13 protein-coding genes and 1 pseudogene are annotated in these 14,399 nt (G+C 63.7%); 2 read left to right on the top strand and 12 right to left on the bottom strand.

Annotation, left to right across the window (positions count from 1 at the left end; all coding sequences use genetic code 11):
• Nucleotides 1–103: 103 nt before the first annotated feature.
• The 8 genes from AC244_RS04880 to AC244_RS04845 form a co-directional block, all read right to left on the bottom strand.
• Entirely contained in the window at nucleotides 104–1,807 is a 1,704-nt protein-coding gene (locus AC244_RS04880; RefSeq protein ID WP_053247705.1) for an aconitase X, read from the bottom strand.
• A complete protein-coding gene (locus AC244_RS04875) occupies nucleotides 1,804–2,805 on the bottom strand; it encodes a 4-hydroxyproline epimerase (protein ID WP_053247704.1) in 1,002 nt (333 codons plus the stop codon). The genes AC244_RS04880 and AC244_RS04875 overlap by 4 nt, the downstream gene beginning before the upstream one ends.
• Before the next feature lie 14 nt (nucleotides 2,806–2,819).
• On the bottom strand, nucleotides 2,820–4,070 hold the full coding sequence (locus AC244_RS04870) for an NAD(P)/FAD-dependent oxidoreductase (RefSeq protein ID WP_053247703.1): 1,251 nt from the start codon (nucleotides 4,068–4,070) through the stop codon (nucleotides 2,820–2,822).
• Nucleotides 4,071–4,077: 7 nt separating this feature from the next.
• A complete protein-coding gene (locus AC244_RS04865) occupies nucleotides 4,078–4,800 on the bottom strand; it encodes an amino acid ABC transporter ATP-binding protein (protein WP_053247702.1) in 723 nt (240 codons plus the stop codon).
• Nucleotides 4,793–5,446 (bottom strand): amino acid ABC transporter permease, encoded by a 654-nt coding sequence (locus tag AC244_RS04860; RefSeq protein ID WP_053247701.1) that lies wholly within the window; start codon nucleotides 5,444–5,446, stop codon nucleotides 4,793–4,795. Before AC244_RS04860 ends, AC244_RS04865 begins: the two co-directional genes overlap by 8 nt.
• 12 nt (nucleotides 5,447–5,458) lie before the next feature.
• The gene (locus AC244_RS04855; protein ID WP_053247700.1) at nucleotides 5,459–6,124 is read right to left on the bottom strand and encodes an amino acid ABC transporter permease; all 666 of its coding nucleotides are present in this window, start codon (nucleotides 6,122–6,124) and stop codon (nucleotides 5,459–5,461) included.
• 72 nt (nucleotides 6,125–6,196) lie between these two features.
• Nucleotides 6,197–7,003 carry a transporter substrate-binding domain-containing protein gene (locus AC244_RS04850; protein WP_053247699.1) on the bottom strand — a complete coding sequence of 269 codons (807 nt, stop codon included), beginning with the start codon at nucleotides 7,001–7,003 and terminating at the stop codon, nucleotides 6,197–6,199.
• A gap of 182 nt (nucleotides 7,004–7,185) precedes the next feature.
• The gene (locus AC244_RS04845; RefSeq protein WP_053247698.1) at nucleotides 7,186–8,703 is read right to left on the bottom strand and encodes an aldehyde dehydrogenase (NADP(+)); all 1,518 of its coding nucleotides are present in this window, start codon (nucleotides 8,701–8,703) and stop codon (nucleotides 7,186–7,188) included.
• A gap of 144 nt (nucleotides 8,704–8,847) precedes the next feature.
• On the opposite strand from AC244_RS04845, the gene AC244_RS04840 reads away from it, so the two are divergent.
• Nucleotides 8,848–9,885 carry an Ldh family oxidoreductase gene (locus AC244_RS04840; RefSeq protein WP_053247697.1) on the top strand — a complete coding sequence of 346 codons (1,038 nt, stop codon included), beginning with the start codon at nucleotides 8,848–8,850 and terminating at the stop codon, nucleotides 9,883–9,885.
• Between the two features lie 107 nt (nucleotides 9,886–9,992).
• On the opposite strand, the gene AC244_RS04835 is transcribed toward AC244_RS04840, so the two are convergent.
• From AC244_RS04835 to AC244_RS04825, 3 genes are all read right to left on the bottom strand, one after another.
• Entirely contained in the window at nucleotides 9,993–10,955 is a 963-nt protein-coding gene (locus AC244_RS04835; RefSeq protein WP_053247696.1) for a dihydrodipicolinate synthase family protein, read from the bottom strand.
• Nucleotides 10,956–11,077: 122 nt separating this feature from the next.
• The gene (locus AC244_RS04830) at nucleotides 11,078–11,782 is read right to left on the bottom strand and encodes a GntR family transcriptional regulator (protein ID WP_053247695.1); all 705 of its coding nucleotides are present in this window, start codon (nucleotides 11,780–11,782) and stop codon (nucleotides 11,078–11,080) included.
• A 234-nt stretch (nucleotides 11,783–12,016) separates the two neighbouring features.
• Nucleotides 12,017–13,168 carry a hypothetical protein gene (locus AC244_RS04825; RefSeq protein ID WP_053247694.1) on the bottom strand — a complete coding sequence of 384 codons (1,152 nt, stop codon included), beginning with the start codon at nucleotides 13,166–13,168 and terminating at the stop codon, nucleotides 12,017–12,019.
• Nucleotides 13,169–13,615: 447 nt separating this feature from the next.
• Between AC244_RS04825 and AC244_RS04820 the strand changes: the two genes are divergently transcribed.
• Nucleotides 13,616–14,266, top strand: coding sequence for a YceH family protein (locus tag AC244_RS04820; RefSeq protein ID WP_053248355.1), 651 nt, complete (start codon nucleotides 13,616–13,618; stop codon nucleotides 14,264–14,266).
• Nucleotides 14,267–14,288: 22 nt separating this feature from the next.
• Here the strand turns inward: AC244_RS04820 and AC244_RS04815 are convergent.
• Nucleotides 14,289–14,399, bottom strand: a pseudogene (locus tag AC244_RS04815) (IS5/IS1182 family transposase); the annotation flags it as partial.

The raw sequence follows: 14,399 nt of genomic DNA, 5'->3' as shown, positions 1-14,399 counted from the left end.
CCGTCTAAACCGGAAGCGCTCTAGTCATCGCGTGACCTCAACAAGCGTCGCTCCGCTGCGTGATGTCGTGCGGCGTCTTGTCAGTGTGCGGGCAGCTTGCCCGTTACCGCCCTGCTGCGGAAAGCCAGTCCGCCAGCCGCGCCGGCACGCGTCCGGTCAGCGCCGCCGTCACGCAATCGGCGAGATTTCCGAGGCGCACCGCACGGCCGGACAGGCCGGGGCCGTAATGGGCGTATTTGCCGGAATTGGTCATCAGCGCGCGGGTTCGCGTCGGGAAAACCGGTTCCGAGATCGAGCACCAACAGAGGTCGGGCAAGACCTGCACGCCACTTGCCTCCAGTTCGGCAAGTACGCCTTCAGTGCGGGCAGCGGCAATCACCTCGCGGCCCGCCGTTACGATCACGGCCACATCCCTGTGCCGTCTGCGACCGGCGAGCGCTGCCGCCAAGGCTCGACATTCGTTGAGCGAAGCGTGGGGGCTGCCGATGGCAACCAGATCCACGTCCTCCGGCCCTTCGTTCAACAGGGTCCAGGCGGCGGCCATCTCCGCGCGGGTGATTGATACGGTGTCAGTCTCGGTTATCGCCGCGCCTTCGGCCTCCGGCGTGATGCCTTCAACATGCAGCATCGGCGCCGCCGATGTCGTGCCGAAGGCGGCGCAGAGCGCCTTCAGGTCATCGGACGAAGGCTTTGCAGCGGCAAGGCCACGCAGCAGAGGGATGCGATCGGGCGCGGCACGTCCGGCGAGATAGCCGATCAGCGGCCAGAAAGCGTCGTCCACCCCTTCCGGCAGATCCACGTCGATCACGCGGCGGGCCTTGCGGTGTTCGTCGAGATAGACGCCGGAGAGTGGTGCACGGCCTGTCAGCGCGATGCAGAGGTCAAGGAAATCCGGGTGCTTCGCAGTCCGGGCGCCGAGCACTGTATTGGCATAGATGACGGCGTTGGATTCCGCCCATGCGACCGCCTCGCCGGCCTGCGGCGCGCTGTCGAGCAGGTAGGGTGAACAGGTAAAAGTCGGTCGGCAGCCCATGCGGACATAGGCGTCGGCGAGCCGCGCGGCCGGGTCGCCGAAGGACGACGGCACACCCTGAGCCTGCCAGTTGGCGCGGTCGACCGAGATGGCATTCATCGTCGTCGGTAACCGGACCCGCGCACCCATATCGGCCATTTTTTCGGCGAAGGTCAGGTTGGCGGGGCTGGCATAGATGCAGCCGTCGATGTGGCCCTGGGTCACGCTGATGAGGCGCGTCGCGCCCTGCTGCGCTGCCATGGCGCAGATGATGCGCATGGCGACCTCGACCGCAACGCCGTTGCGGCCATCCAGCATGGCGAGGTCCGCTTCATCAAGATCGAGCGCCGCGGTGGCGAACGGCGCGATCGGGATCGTCAGGCCATCGGCCTCGATCGCCGTATCGGTTATGCGCGCAGTCTTTGCCTTGGCGAGTGCCGCGAAGGCATCGGACGAAAGGCGCAGGACTGGCAGCGGTTTGCCGAACATCTCGGCTGCGATCAGCGCGCCGAGGGTCAGTACGTCCTCGGCCTCGGAAAAGATAAGCGCTGCCGGCGCGCGGCCGGTCAGCGCGAGATCGAGCAGCACGCCCGAGCCGGTGCAGGAGCCCCGGCTCGACGGCATCATCAGGATCGTGTCGGTGAGACGGGTCCCGTGCAGGGGGTGATGGACATCGATCACCGCTCCGGTGGCCGGATCGACGCCACCCCAGAAGCTCAGCGCTTCAGGTGCTGCAACGATGGGTCCCTCGGCCGTGCCGCCAAGGATGCTGCGAGCGGAGATCGGATTTTTCATTTTACGACGAAGCCATGGGCAAAGGGGTCGCGATCGTCGATGAAGATCGTGTTGATGCCGGTCATCCGTGCCCATCCGGCGATGGAGGGGATGATGGCATCGCGGTCGGCGACCTTGGTCGCTGCCTCGACACGGCCCTTGAACAGCGAGCCGATGATCGATTCATGGACGAATTCGTCGCCGACTTTCAGCTTGCCCTTGGCGGCGAGCTGCGCCATCCGCGCCGAGGTACCGGTGCCGCAGGGCGAACGGTCGATCGCCTTTTCGCCGTAGAACACGGCGTTGCGGGCATGGGCCTCTGCCTGCGTCGGCTTGCCCGTCCACTGGATGTGGCTCAGCCCCTTGATCTCCGGATGCTCGGGATGGACGAACTCGTATTTCGCATTCAGGGCGGCGCGCAGTTTCGGGCTCCAGCCGATCAGCTCGCCGGCCGTGTGGTCGGCCATGTCGCGGAAGTTCTTCTGCGGCTCGACGATGGCGTAGAAGTTGCCGCCATAGGCGACGTCGACGACGATCTCGCCGAGGCCCTCGACCTCGGCCGTCAGTCCCTCGGCATAGAGGAAGCCGGGAACGTTGGTCAGGCGCACTTCCTCGACGAATCGGCCCTCCTGGCGATAGCTGATGTCGACCTTGCCGGCCGGCGCGTCGATCGACAGCTTGCCGGGCTCGCGCGGCGTGATCAGGCCGTTCTCGATCGCCATGGTGATGGTGCCGATCGTACCGTGGCCGCACATCGGCAGGCAGCCGGAGGTCTCGATGAACAGCACGGCGACATCGCAGTCGGGCCGCGTCGGGGGATAGAGGATCGAGCCGGACATCATGTCATGCCCGCGCGGCTCGAACATCAGGCCGGTTCGGATCCAATCGAATTCCCTGAGGAAATGGGCGCGTTTTTCCAGCATGTTCGCGCCCTCCAGACGAGGGCCGCCGCCGGGAACGAGGCGGACGGGGTTGCCGCAGGTGTGCCCGTCAATACAGGAGAAGGTGTAGGTGGCCATGGTCGAAACCTCTGTCAGAACCGTTGAGGCGAGAAGGGGGAGATGTCAATCGTCGGCGCCTGGCTGGTCAGCAGATCCGCGACAAGCCTGGCGGTGCCCGCCGATTGGGTCAGGCCGAGATGGCCGTGACCGAAAGCATAGATGACCCGCGGTGTCGCGCGGGCGTGGCCGATTGCCGGAAGGCTGTCGGGCAGCGACGGGCGGAAGCCCATCCACTGCACCCCTCCCTCGGGCTTGAGCCCTGGCAGGAAGGCGCGCGCCTTCTGCAGCATGGCCTCGGACCGGCGGTAGTTCGGCGGCAGCTTCAACCCGCCGAGCTCAACCGCGCCGCCGACACGGATGCCGGTCGACAGGCGGGTGACGACGAAGCCATGGCCGCCGAAGGTGACCTGTGTGCGCAGGTCGAAGGCGTCTGCCGGCAGCGTGGTGTTGTAGCCGCGCTCGGTTTCGAGCGGGATGCTTTCGCCGAGAGATTTGGCAATCCGGTGGGAGAAGGCACCGGCCGCGAGCACGACCTGGGCCGCCCGCCGTGTGCTGCCGCTTGTCGTTCGGATCTCGACGCCGCCATCGATGGGCGCAAGAGCAGTTACCTCGGCGCGCTCGATCACGCCGCCTCTGGCGCGGAAATGCTCGGCGAGTGCGAGGGTGTACAATTTTGGGTCGGCGATCGAGTACCAGCCCGGCGTAAACGTACCATGGGTGAAGCGAGACGCGAGACCCGGCTGGATTTCGGCCATCGCGGCAGTATCGAGATGCTGGAAGGCGATGCCATGTTCCGCGCGTGCCTGCCATCCGGGCAGCGAAGCCTTGAGTTCGGCTTTGCTTTCATAGACCTGAAGATTGCCCTCCTTGCGCAGCATCGGCAGGGTGCCGGTTGCGGCAAGGAACGGCTCCAGCTCGGCCTTGGAAAGGTCCATCATCGCAGTCTGGGCGGCCGTCGAGTGCGCCACCCGCTTCGGCGAGCAGGCGCGCCAGAAGCGGAACATCCACGGCGCGATCTGCAGCGCGTAGGCGGGCGGGACGCTCAGCGGCCCGAGCGGGTCGAGCAGCCATTTCGGCGCCTTCTTCAGGATGCCGGGCGAAGCGAGCGGCAGGATGTCGGTGAAGGCGAAGGCCCCGGCATTTCCCGCCGAGGCTCCGGCTGCCGGGCCTTCCCGGTCGAGCACGGTGACCGAAAGCCCCCGTGCCTGAGCCGCGATCGCGGCGGAAAGGCCGACAACGCCGGCGCCGATGACGATGACATCAGGCTGAGCTGCATCTTTCATGATCGGCTCAGTGCGTCGCTGCCAGGAACTTCTGCAGTTCCGGATCCTTCGGCGCACCGAATAGCGCTTCCGGCGGGGCGATCTCGGCCATCACGCCCTTGTGGAAGAAGGCCACTCGATCGGACACCTCGCGGGCGAACTTCATCTCGTGCGTGACGCAGATCATCGTCATGCCTTCGGAGGCGAGCATGCGCAGCGTGTCGAGCACTTCGCCGACGAGCTGCGGGTCGAGTGCCGAGGTCACTTCGTCGAACAGCATGTATTCCGGCGACATGGCGAGTGCGCGGGCAATCGCCATGCGCTGCTGCTGGCCGCCCGACATCCGGTTGGGATAGACCGAGAGCTTCTCGCCCAGACCCACATGCGTCAGCTGTTTGACGGCGATCTCCTCGGCGTTCTGCTTGGACAGGCCGAGCACCTTGCGCGGAGCGAGCATGACGTTTTCAAGCACGGTCAGATGCGGGAAGGCGTTCCACTGCTGGAACACGATGCCGACCTTGCTACGCAGCTTGTTGAGGTCCGTACTCTTGGCATGGACTTCGGTGCCGTCGATCTTGATCCTGCCGGCATCGATCGGCTCAAGCCCGTTGATGCAGGTGAGCAGGGTCGATTTTCCGGAACCGGAACCGCCGATGACGGTGACGACTTCACCCTTCTTCACGGTGAGGTCGATCCCTTTCAGAACTTCCAGCGTGCCGAAGGATTTGCGGACGTTTTCAATCTCAATCATTGGGGGACCACCGTTTTTCGAGATACCCACCAAGCCGGGCGATGGGGAAGCTGATGAGGAAATAGATTGCGCCGCAGATCAGGAGAATGAAAAGCGGTTCTTGCAGGCGGGTGACGAGGATCTGTGAGGCGCGCAGAAGCTCGATCAGGCCGAGCCAAAGCACGAGCGCGGAATCCTTCATGACGCCGAGCGCGAGGCCGATCCAGGACGGAAGCGAAACGCGGGTGGCAAGTGGCGCCACGATGTAGCGCATGTCCTGCCACCAGGTCATGCCCAGCGAGCGCGACGCGCGGCGTGTGGTTGCCGGCACGGACGAGATGCCGCCGCGCACGATCTCGGTGCAATAGGCGGCTGTGTAGAGCGACAGCACCACGCAGGAGGTCGTGAACGGACCCCAGCCCAGTTTGGCGATGGACTGGAAGGCATTGGCCAGCACAAGCTGGATCAGGAGCGGAACGGAGCGAAACACGTCGAGCACGAAGGTCAGCGGCGCGGACCAATAGGTGCCGGCCTGAACGCGGATCACCCCGAAGAGGATGCCGAGCAACGTGCCGGCGGCAACCGAGACGGCGGTGACGGCGAGCGTCATCGCCGCACCCTGTGCAAGGAAGGCAAGATCACTCCAGGTGAGGGCGGTATTGAACATCTCTCACCTCTCTCAGTAGCGGAACATGCGCGAGGCGATCGCTCGGGCAGCAAGGGTCACGGCTTTGGCGATGATGTAGTAGATCACGGCGGCCAGGGCGAAGAATTCGAAGGTGCGGAAAGACCGGGCGTTCAGTTCCTGGGTGACGCCGGCAAGGTCGGTGTTCATGCCGACAGTGACGCCGAGAGAGGTCATCAGGATTGCCCAGACCATCTGGTTGGTGGTCGGCAGGAAGGCGACGCGCAGCATCTGCGGCAGAACGATGAACCGGAAGGCCTGCAGCGCCGTCATGCCGAGCGAACGGCCGGCACGGGTCTGCGTATCCGGTATCGCTTTCAGGGCGCCGCGGAAGTTTTCAGCCAGATAGCCCGCATTGTTGAAGGCAATGCCGACGAGCAGCGCCGTGTAGGGGCTCAGATGAATGCCGAAATTGCCGAGGCCGAAATGGGCCATGTAGATCTGGAACAGCGCGGGCGTGTTGCGTGCGATCTCGACCCAAGTGGCAGCAAATCCGCTGAGGACGCGGTTGCCGGACAGGCGGAACCCCGTCAGGGCGAGCGCGCAAACCACGCCGATGAGCATGGAAAGCAGCGCGATCTGCAATGTGATCAGCGCGCCGTCAAGCATTTGCGGCAATGCTTTCAGCGCCTGGTTCCAGTGGAAGGTGTAATTGAACATTGCCGTCTCACTTTTTCGCCAATGAGCAGCGGCGCGAGACGTTTGCCTCGCGCCGCCAGTGAAACGGGCAGTTTAGCGGTAGACGCCGTTCACCGCCAGCGAAGGCAGCTCGCCGCCGACCCACTTTTCATAGAGCTCGGCATAGCGGCCGGTGCGGACCTGCTGGTTGATGAAGAGGTTGAGGTAGTTGATGAGGCCATATTCTTCGCGGTTGGTGAAGAGAGCCACGTAGTCGGTGTCGAACGGCGCCTTGCCGACGACCGAGATGCCGGCGAACTTGCCGGTCTTGACATTGGCCTGCGCCACGGTCGAGGTCGACACGGTGGCGTCGATCTGGCCCTGGCTGAGGGCGAGGAATACGTCAGCCTGCGTCTGGTAGGGACGGAATTCGCCCGCACCCCATTCCTTGACCTGCTTTTCCAGAGCGATGGCTTCGAAAGTGCCGGCGGTGGCGCCGACAACCTTGCCCTTCATGTCCTCAAAGGACTTGATGCCGGTCTTGTCGTTGGCGGTAACGGCCATTTCGAAGGCGAAGTAAGGAACGGTCATGCCGACGGTCTTGGCGCGCTCCAGCGTGTCGGAGGTCGACGCGACGCCGACGTCGACGCGTCCGGACATCAGCGCGGGGATACGCTCGGGGAAGGGGGTCTCGACGATCTCAGCCGTGACGCCAAGCGCCTTTGCCAGGTCGTTGCAGTAGTCGACGTCGAAGCCGATCGGATTGTTGTTCTCGTCGCGAGAACCCATCGGCGGGAAGTCGAGAACCACTGCGCAGCGCAGCGTACCCGAGCCGATGATGTCATCCAGCTTGTCGGCATGGGCCGGGCTGGTCAGAGCGGTGGCGGCAACGAGGCCGAAGGCTAGGACCGAGGTCTTCATTTTTCTCTCTCCCTGAAATTGGTGCGCCGTTTGACGGCGAGCGCAATATTCCGCGTTGGAGAGCGTAAATCAACTTAAAAATACAAACAGTATACAAAAAGTATATCAACCTATCGCAAAATGCGTTCGGGGATCCCATTTGTTTCGTCAAATGGGATCCCCGCGCAGCGATCGGTCGTGTGTCAGTTCAGGAAGTCTTCCGGCAGCAGGGCTTCCGGCAGGTTCTGGTAGGAGACGGGACGCAGGAAACGGCGGATCGACATGGTGCCGACGCTGGTGGCGCCGAAGTTTGTCGAGGCCGGATAAGGGCCGCCATGCACCATGGAATCGACGACTTCGACACCGGTCGGGAAGCCGTTGACGAGCAGGCGTCCTGCCTTGCGTTCAAGGATGGGGCGCAGGCGACGCGCCGGCTCGATGTCGCCTGCATCCATATGAACGGTCACCGTCAGCTGTCCCTGGAGACCGCGCGCCAGCCGTTCCATCTCGTCCTCAGAGTTCACCCGGACGACGAGGCCGAGCGGGCCGAAGACTTCCTCGCCGAGCGCATGGTCGGCAAGAAACTGGCTGCCGCTGGTCTCGAACAGATTGGGCGATGCGGTGCGCTCCGTCGAGCTGGTCTCGAGCAGCGGCTTGACGCTGTTTCTTGTGGTGAAACGCTCCTGCCCGTCGCGGTAGGCCTTGGCGATACCGTCGGTCAGCATCGTCTGCGGCGCCACCTTGCCGAGCGCTTCGACTGCGGCCGTCGTGAAGCGGTCGGCGTCGGAGCCCTCGATCACCACGGCAATGCCGGGATTGGTGCAGAACTGGCCGGCGCCCATGGTCAGCGAGCCGGCCCAACCCTGTCCGAGCGTCTCGGCGCGTGCCTTCAAGGCTTCGGGCAACAGGAACATCGGGTTGACAGAGCCGAGCTCGCCGAAGAACGGGATCGGTTCGGGACGGGCGGCGCACAGATCGAAGAGCGCGCGGCCGCCGGCGAGCGAGCCGGTGAAGCCGACAGCCTTGATCAGCGGGTGCTTGACGAGTGCGTGGCCGACGTCACGGCTGCCGCCCTGGATCAGCGAAAAGACGCCCGGGTGAACGCCGGTCTTGCGAATGGCGGCTTCGACGGCTTCAGCCACGATCTCACCGGTGCCGGGATGCGCCGAATGGCCCTTGACCACCACCGGGCAGCCAGCCGCGAGCGCCGCGGCGGTATCGCCGCCGGCGGTCGAGAAGGCGAGCGGGAAGTTGGAGGCGCCGAAGACGGCGACCGGGCCGATCGGCCGCTGGATCAACCGGATTTCCGGACGGGGCGCCGGCTGGCGCTCGGGGAGTGCTGCATCGACGCGCCGGTCGAGATAGTCACCCGCCTCGATATGGTCGGCAAACAGCCGGAGCTGGCCGGTGGTGCGGCCGCGCTCGCCCTGCAGCCGCGCTTCCGGCAGGCCGGTTTCCTGGCTGCCGATCGCGGTAATGGCTTCGGCGCGCGCCTCGATCTCGTCGGCGATGGCGCGCAGGAAGGCTGCGCGCTCCGCCCGCGACGAATAAGCATAGGTCCAGAACGCTTCTTCTGCAGCTTCGCAGGCGCGGTTCACCAGTTCCACGGTGCCGACAGCGAAGTCATGTGCCGGACCATGCGCCGGCGTCGCGGCGAAGGTGCCTGCGCCGTCGAGCCATTCGCCGGCAACGAGATGTTTTCCTTTGGGGGTGAAGACCATCTGCGGATCCTTTCTTGAGAACACCGGTGTCTTTCGGCATGAATAGCACGCAGCCGATTTGCACTTGTCGGATCTTTGTATACTCTATGTATGCAGAACTTCAACCACCCGCAACAGGGTCATACGCAGTCAGAAAGGTACAAGATGAGTGAGACCACCACCCTGACGATCGCCGCAGTTCAGGAGCGGGTCGAGGCAATCTTCCGCAAGGGCGGGCTCAATGCCGTCCAGGCGGGCGCCCTTGCCCGGGTGATCGTCGCGGGCGAGCGTGACGCCTGCAAGTCGCACGGCGTCTACCGGATCGAAGGCGCGCTGCGCACCGTCAAGGCCGGCAAGGTCAAGCCGGATGCCATTCCCGAACTGCTGGCGCAGGAAGGCTCTGCCATCGTCAAGGTCGATGCCAAGGGCGGTTTTGCCAATCCGGCCTTCGAGCTTGGCCTGCCAGTCCTCGCCGACCGTGCCCGCACGCTGGGCCTTGCCGCACTCGTCATCAATGACTGCACCCATTTCTCGGCCCTCTGGCCGGAGGTCGAAGGCCTGACCGGTGAAGGCCTCGCCGGCCTTGTCATGTGCCCGGGCTATGCGACGGTCGCGCCGACCGGCGGCAACAAGCCGCTGCTCGGCACCAATCCCTTCGCCTTCGGCTGGCCGCGCGAGAATAAGCCGCCCTACGTCTTCGATTTTGCGACCTCGGTTGCCGCGCGTGGCGAGATCGAGCTGCACCGCCGTGCGGGCAAACCGCTGCCGGAGGGCTGGGCGATCGATGCCGAGGGCAACCCGACGACCGATCCCGAAGCGGCGCTTGCCGGCGCCATGCTGCCCTTCGGCGGCCACAAGGGCTCGGCAATTGGCACGATGGTCGAACTTTTGGCCGGCATCATGATCGGTGACCTGACGAGCCCGGAAGTGCTCGATTATCTCGGCACCACGACCTTGGCGCCGTTCCATGGCGAACTGATCATCGCCTTCTCGCCGGAAAAATTCGCGGCCGGCCGGCCGGGCAATCCGTTTGCACGCGCCGAAGTGCTGTTCGAGGCGATCGTCGGCCAGGGCGCCCGCTTGCCGTCGCAGCGCCGCTTCGTGGCGCGTGCCAAGTCGGAAGCCGAAGGCATCGTGCTGAACAAGACGGAGATGGAGCAGCTCGACCGGCTGCTCGCGCTCGGGCTCGACGCCGTCGCGTAAGCGACGGCCCAGCCGGGCAATACCCTTCTCGATGTACAGCCGAGACGGCAAACGAAAAAAGGCCCTCCAACTGGAGGGCCTTTTGTTTTGCGGGCCGATGCGGGCGATCAGGCCTTGTACTTCTGGACGGCGCCCGGGAGCTTGCTCCACTCGGCGTACCAGCTGTTGAACAGCTTGAACTGGGCTTCGACGTAGCCGCGCTGGCTGTCCGACAGGGCATCGCTCTCGTTGAAGTGCAGCGTGTACTCCTTGTCGCCCTTCAGCACCATCATGTGCTTGAAGTAGAGAACCAGGTCCGGGCCTTCATCGAAGGAGGAGAGCACGGCGAGCGCCTGTTCCAGTTCCAGCGCGCGCTGGCGTGCATCGACGTCGCCTTCGGCGGCTGCCCGCGACAGGTTGCACATGTGGATGACTTCCTTCGGCAACACGCAGCCGATGCCGGTGATAGCGCCGGTCGCACCGCAGTTGACGAAGCCGTGGAACACGGCCGTGTCGACGCCGATCATCAGCGAGACGCCATCGTCACGGCTGGTGATGTTCTCGGCCGCATAACGCATGTCGGCGGCACCGCCGAATTCCTTGAAGCCGACGAGGTTCGGATGTTCGGCGCGCAGTGCGAAGAACAGGTCGGCGCGGGTGGCGAAGCCATAGTAGGGGCTGTTGTAGATCACCGCCGGCAGGTCCGGAGCGGCCGAAAGAATGGCCTTGAAGTGATTCTTCTGGGCGGCGACGACCGAGCCACGCGAAAGCACGCGCGGGATGACCATGAGACCCTGGGCGCCGACCTTCTGGGCATGCGCCGCATGGGCGACGGCGGAAGCGGTGTTGACGGCGCCGGTGCCGACGATGACCGGGATGCCGGCCTTGACCAGGCGCTCCACGCCTTCCATGCGCTGCGCGTCGGTCAGGAGCGGCCAGTCACCCATCGAGCCGCAGTAAACGACTGCGGACATGCCTTGGGCAATCAGCTCCTGGCCCTTGCGCACCAGGGCATCGAAGTTGGGGCTGCGGTCGTCGTTGCACGGGGTCATCAGCGCAGGAATGACGCCGGAGAAAATCTTGGCCTTCATCTCAAACTCCTATTGATCTGTCGAATGGGCAAAGACCAACGCCATCACCGGCGCCGATCTCAGCCTTCGACGATGACAATAGCGCGTTGTATTTTATTTGTCGACAAGAAATCGACAGGATTTCACAAAGCGATATCTAGCCGCTCGTCGCGGGTGAACAGCCGCTTGATCTGCGTCACGATCTGCTCGGCATGTACCTTGGCCAACTGGTCGGCCGCCTCGACATCGCGCGCGGCGATCACGGTGATCATGTCCTCGTGTTCGTCGACGAAACGCTGCGGCAGCTGGTCACCGTAGGATTGGTAGTAGAGACGCAGCATCCGACGGCCCTCGTCGAGCAGCCGGTTGAAGAGGCCGATAAAGTACGTGTTGCGCCCCGCCTCGGCGATGGCCGAATGGAAGGCCGCGTTGGTGGCGATCATCGCCAGCGCGTCCTGGGCCTGCACCGCGGCTGCAAACTCGGCCTGCCGGGCGCGGATGATCTGCAAGTCCTCCGGGCGATGATGCTGTGCCGCGAGCCGCGTGGTGACGCGATACATCAGCACGAGCGCATCGAAAAACGTGTGCATGTTGAGGAAGTCGATGCTCGAAACCATCGTCGAACGGTTCGGCAGCGTATCGATCAGGCCTTCTCCGGCCAACCGCACCAGCGCTTCGCGGATCGGCGTGCGCGACATCTTGAAGCGTTCTGCGAGTTGGACCTCGTCGATCGGGCTGCCCGGCGGCAGCACCAGATCGAGGATTTCGTCGCGCAGAAGGTCGTAGACCATCTTTACGCCAGAGCCGCGCTTGCGTTCGAGTGTGGGGCTGGAATCTGTGTCGGTCATATCAAGAATCCTTTTGTCGACACGATAAATACTTCTCCCTGCCCCTCGGATCAACTCTGCCTTGGTCGCTCGATCAAGTGGATGTGATCCTGATGCCGACGCGGGTGATAGCCATGCTATCGCCATGCACGCATGCGTCGGTTGAAATCGAAACGAGAATGCGGTTGCCGCCAAGCCCGGACGCGCCAGCGAGGAGACCGCTGGCAGGTCATCAACGATCAAAGGCCCCGCTGGTCAAAGCGTCGGTATGTTTGCTCGCGAAAAATCCGCGAATGCCGACGCCGGCAGCGGACCTGCGGTCATCAAGGTAAAGTCGAAGGACGCACGAACGTCCGGGCCGAGCACATACTGGCGATGGACGCGCAGGAGGTTGCGCCTGATCCGCCGGTAGCGGTCAGACGACAGCATGTGCTTGACCTTGATATAGGCGATGGACGGCTGCTTTTCCTGCGGATGTCCGGACAGGGCGACAACGCGCGTCTTGTAGAAGTGGATCGCATCCGTCAGGCAATGGACCTCGAACCAGAAGATCTCCTTGGCGCGCGCGATTGCCCCGACGCGGGCGCGAAGAGCCTGCGCAGGCCTCATCAGCGCACATTGCAGGATCGCGCCGCCAAGCGTTGCGAACACCACCCGTTTGCCCGCCAGAATATTCGGCTGCCGTTCCAGCAGCATGCCGATGACATGCGCGGCGACGCTCGAACCCATGCTGTGCGAGCTGATCAAATACTCGTCCGCCTCTTCGCTGAACGCCTCGCGGGCGGCACCGACACAGCTTTCGAGCCAGTGGTTGAAATCGGGACGATCCAGCCGCGCCATGGCGACGGCCATTTCCCAGTCGGCAAACAGGTGCAGCGTATGGAACTTCCTGGCCAATGGCAGCAGGATCTGCTGGAGCAGAAGGCCGGCCAACGGCACGCTCCACAGCAGGTTCCAGCTGGATAGGTTCAACCCCTGTGGGAAGAATGCGACGACTAGGGCGGCTGCCGTCATCAGGCCGGCGAGCAGGAAAGGAAACAGGAAAAACAGGCCGAAGCGCCAGGCATGGCGAAAATAGCCCCAAAGCCCGCCATTGAACGCGACATGCAGCGCACTGGCAAATCCCCCGCCCAGCCGGCGAACGAACGACCGGCGGCTCAAGGTATCGACGAGCACATCGTGATCAAAAACATAGATGCGGCTTGAAGTCTGCCAGTCGGGTCCGGCACTGTCGACATCGAAGTGCGTCGCCGCGCTGGTGCTCACCAAAGGCCCGACATCGGACTTGAAGTCCCACACCTTGGCGCTCTGTCGCGCCGAACGCGCGTAACGCGAGCGGTGCGCCTCCGCATCGAAGGGCTCAAAGCCTGGAAAATGCAGAACGACCCTCTTTTTAACACGGGACATGGGAGGCTTCTGTGATGATCGTTTTCGAGAGCTGTCGGCCATCGACGCGGCGGTGATCCGGATGGAGCGACCGCTGCGCATGTGACGACGTAAGGCAAGGGAGGGCGTAGGTGGAATCAGCTTGAAATTGACGGGCACCGTATCGACGCGAACTGCGGCGCAATCGTGATCGTTCGCGCGACCAGCATCGTGGCCAGTGAAATAAAATGGTGCCGGTGAGTGCGATCGAGTGGAATGCCGTGCCAGCCATCATTGCTGGCGACATATCTGCTATCGAAACCGCAATGCGGCTTGGCCTTGGCCGTTCAACGGGCTATCGAGGAGCCCGGTTCGACCGAGGAGTTTCAGGAGCTCTCGCCCGAAGACGGCGACGAACCTGGATAACATCATCCGTGGTTGGAGAAGCCTTGGGTTGCCGTTGAACTCGTTGCCGAGAAGAGTGAGCTTATGAACACCAATCCAGACACCGATTTTCCCGAACTCAATGCGATCGAAGCCCGCGTCCTTGGCTGCCTGATCGAGAAGAAGGAAACCACGCCTGACGTCTATCCGCTGACGCTCAACTCCGCCCACTCCGCCGCCAACCAGAAAACCGCGCGCGATCCGGTGATGGCATTGGAACAGGTGGACGTCCATCGCGCGCTCAATTCGCTCGCCCAGAAGGGATTGGTCCGACAGGCCTTCGCATCGCGTGTCGAGCGTTATGAACATCTGGCCGCCAACCGCTTTTCGCTGACGTCGCCGCAGGTCGTCGTGCTGGGTCTGCTTTTGCTGCGCGGTCCGCAGACGGCCTATGAGCTCTGGTCCCGCAGCGAACGCATGGCTCGGTTCCAGTCGATTGAGGATCTCAAGGACAATCTCGATCTGATGATCGGGCGAAGGCCTCCGCTCATCGTGCAGCTGAACCGCGGCGCCGGCCAGCGCGAGGACCGGTTTGCGCATCTGCTGTGTGGCGAGGTCGATCAGACGGTTGCCGCCGCACCGGGCCCGTCCTCCTTTGTCGGGACCGGATTGTCCGAGCTGGAGCAGCGCGTGCAGACATTGGAAGAGATTGTCGCGGCGCTTCAGGCCGAAATTGCCGCGCTCAAGGGGCACTGAGCGCGCTAGGTCGTGTGGACACTTACCTGATCCAGAGGACGATGGCTGCGATTGTGACGACGGCTCGGTAGTTTTGTGCCGTTTTCTCGTAGCGCGTGGCTACTCTGCGGAACTGTTTGAGTTTTGAGAAGCA

The organism is Ensifer adhaerens, from assembly GCF_001270265.1.
Classification (GTDB): domain Bacteria; phylum Pseudomonadota; class Alphaproteobacteria; order Rhizobiales; family Rhizobiaceae; genus Ensifer; species Ensifer adhaerens_B.
This window is presented reverse-complemented; position numbering and strand designations above follow the sequence as displayed.

Excerpts from the sequence above, each read along its gene's own strand:
- AC244_RS04880 (WP_053247705.1), bottom strand. The coding sequence starts at position 1,807 with ATGAAAAATCCGATCTCCGCTCGCAGCATCCTTGGCGGCACGGCCGAG.
- AC244_RS04875 (WP_053247704.1), bottom strand. The coding sequence starts at position 2,805 with ATGGCCACCTACACCTTCTCCTGTATTGACGGGCACACCTGCGGCAAC.
- AC244_RS04870 (WP_053247703.1), bottom strand. The coding sequence starts at position 4,070 with ATGAAAGATGCAGCTCAGCCTGATGTCATCGTCATCGGCGCCGGCGTT.
- AC244_RS04865 (WP_053247702.1), bottom strand. The coding sequence starts at position 4,800 with ATGATTGAGATTGAAAACGTCCGCAAATCCTTCGGCACGCTGGAAGTT.
- AC244_RS04860 (WP_053247701.1), bottom strand. The coding sequence starts at position 5,446 with ATGTTCAATACCGCCCTCACCTGGAGTGATCTTGCCTTCCTTGCACAG.
- AC244_RS04855 (WP_053247700.1), bottom strand. The coding sequence starts at position 6,124 with ATGTTCAATTACACCTTCCACTGGAACCAGGCGCTGAAAGCATTGCCG.
- AC244_RS04850 (WP_053247699.1), bottom strand. The coding sequence starts at position 7,003 with ATGAAGACCTCGGTCCTAGCCTTCGGCCTCGTTGCCGCCACCGCTCTG.
- AC244_RS04845 (WP_053247698.1), bottom strand. The coding sequence starts at position 8,703 with ATGGTCTTCACCCCCAAAGGAAAACATCTCGTTGCCGGCGAATGGCTC.
- AC244_RS04840 (WP_053247697.1), top strand. The coding sequence starts at position 8,848 with ATGAGTGAGACCACCACCCTGACGATCGCCGCAGTTCAGGAGCGGGTC.
- AC244_RS04835 (WP_053247696.1), bottom strand. The coding sequence starts at position 10,955 with ATGAAGGCCAAGATTTTCTCCGGCGTCATTCCTGCGCTGATGACCCCG.
- AC244_RS04830 (WP_053247695.1), bottom strand. The coding sequence starts at position 11,782 with ATGACCGACACAGATTCCAGCCCCACACTCGAACGCAAGCGCGGCTCT.
- AC244_RS04825 (WP_053247694.1), bottom strand. The coding sequence starts at position 13,168 with ATGTCCCGTGTTAAAAAGAGGGTCGTTCTGCATTTTCCAGGCTTTGAG.
- AC244_RS04820 (WP_053248355.1), top strand. The coding sequence starts at position 13,616 with ATGAACACCAATCCAGACACCGATTTTCCCGAACTCAATGCGATCGAA.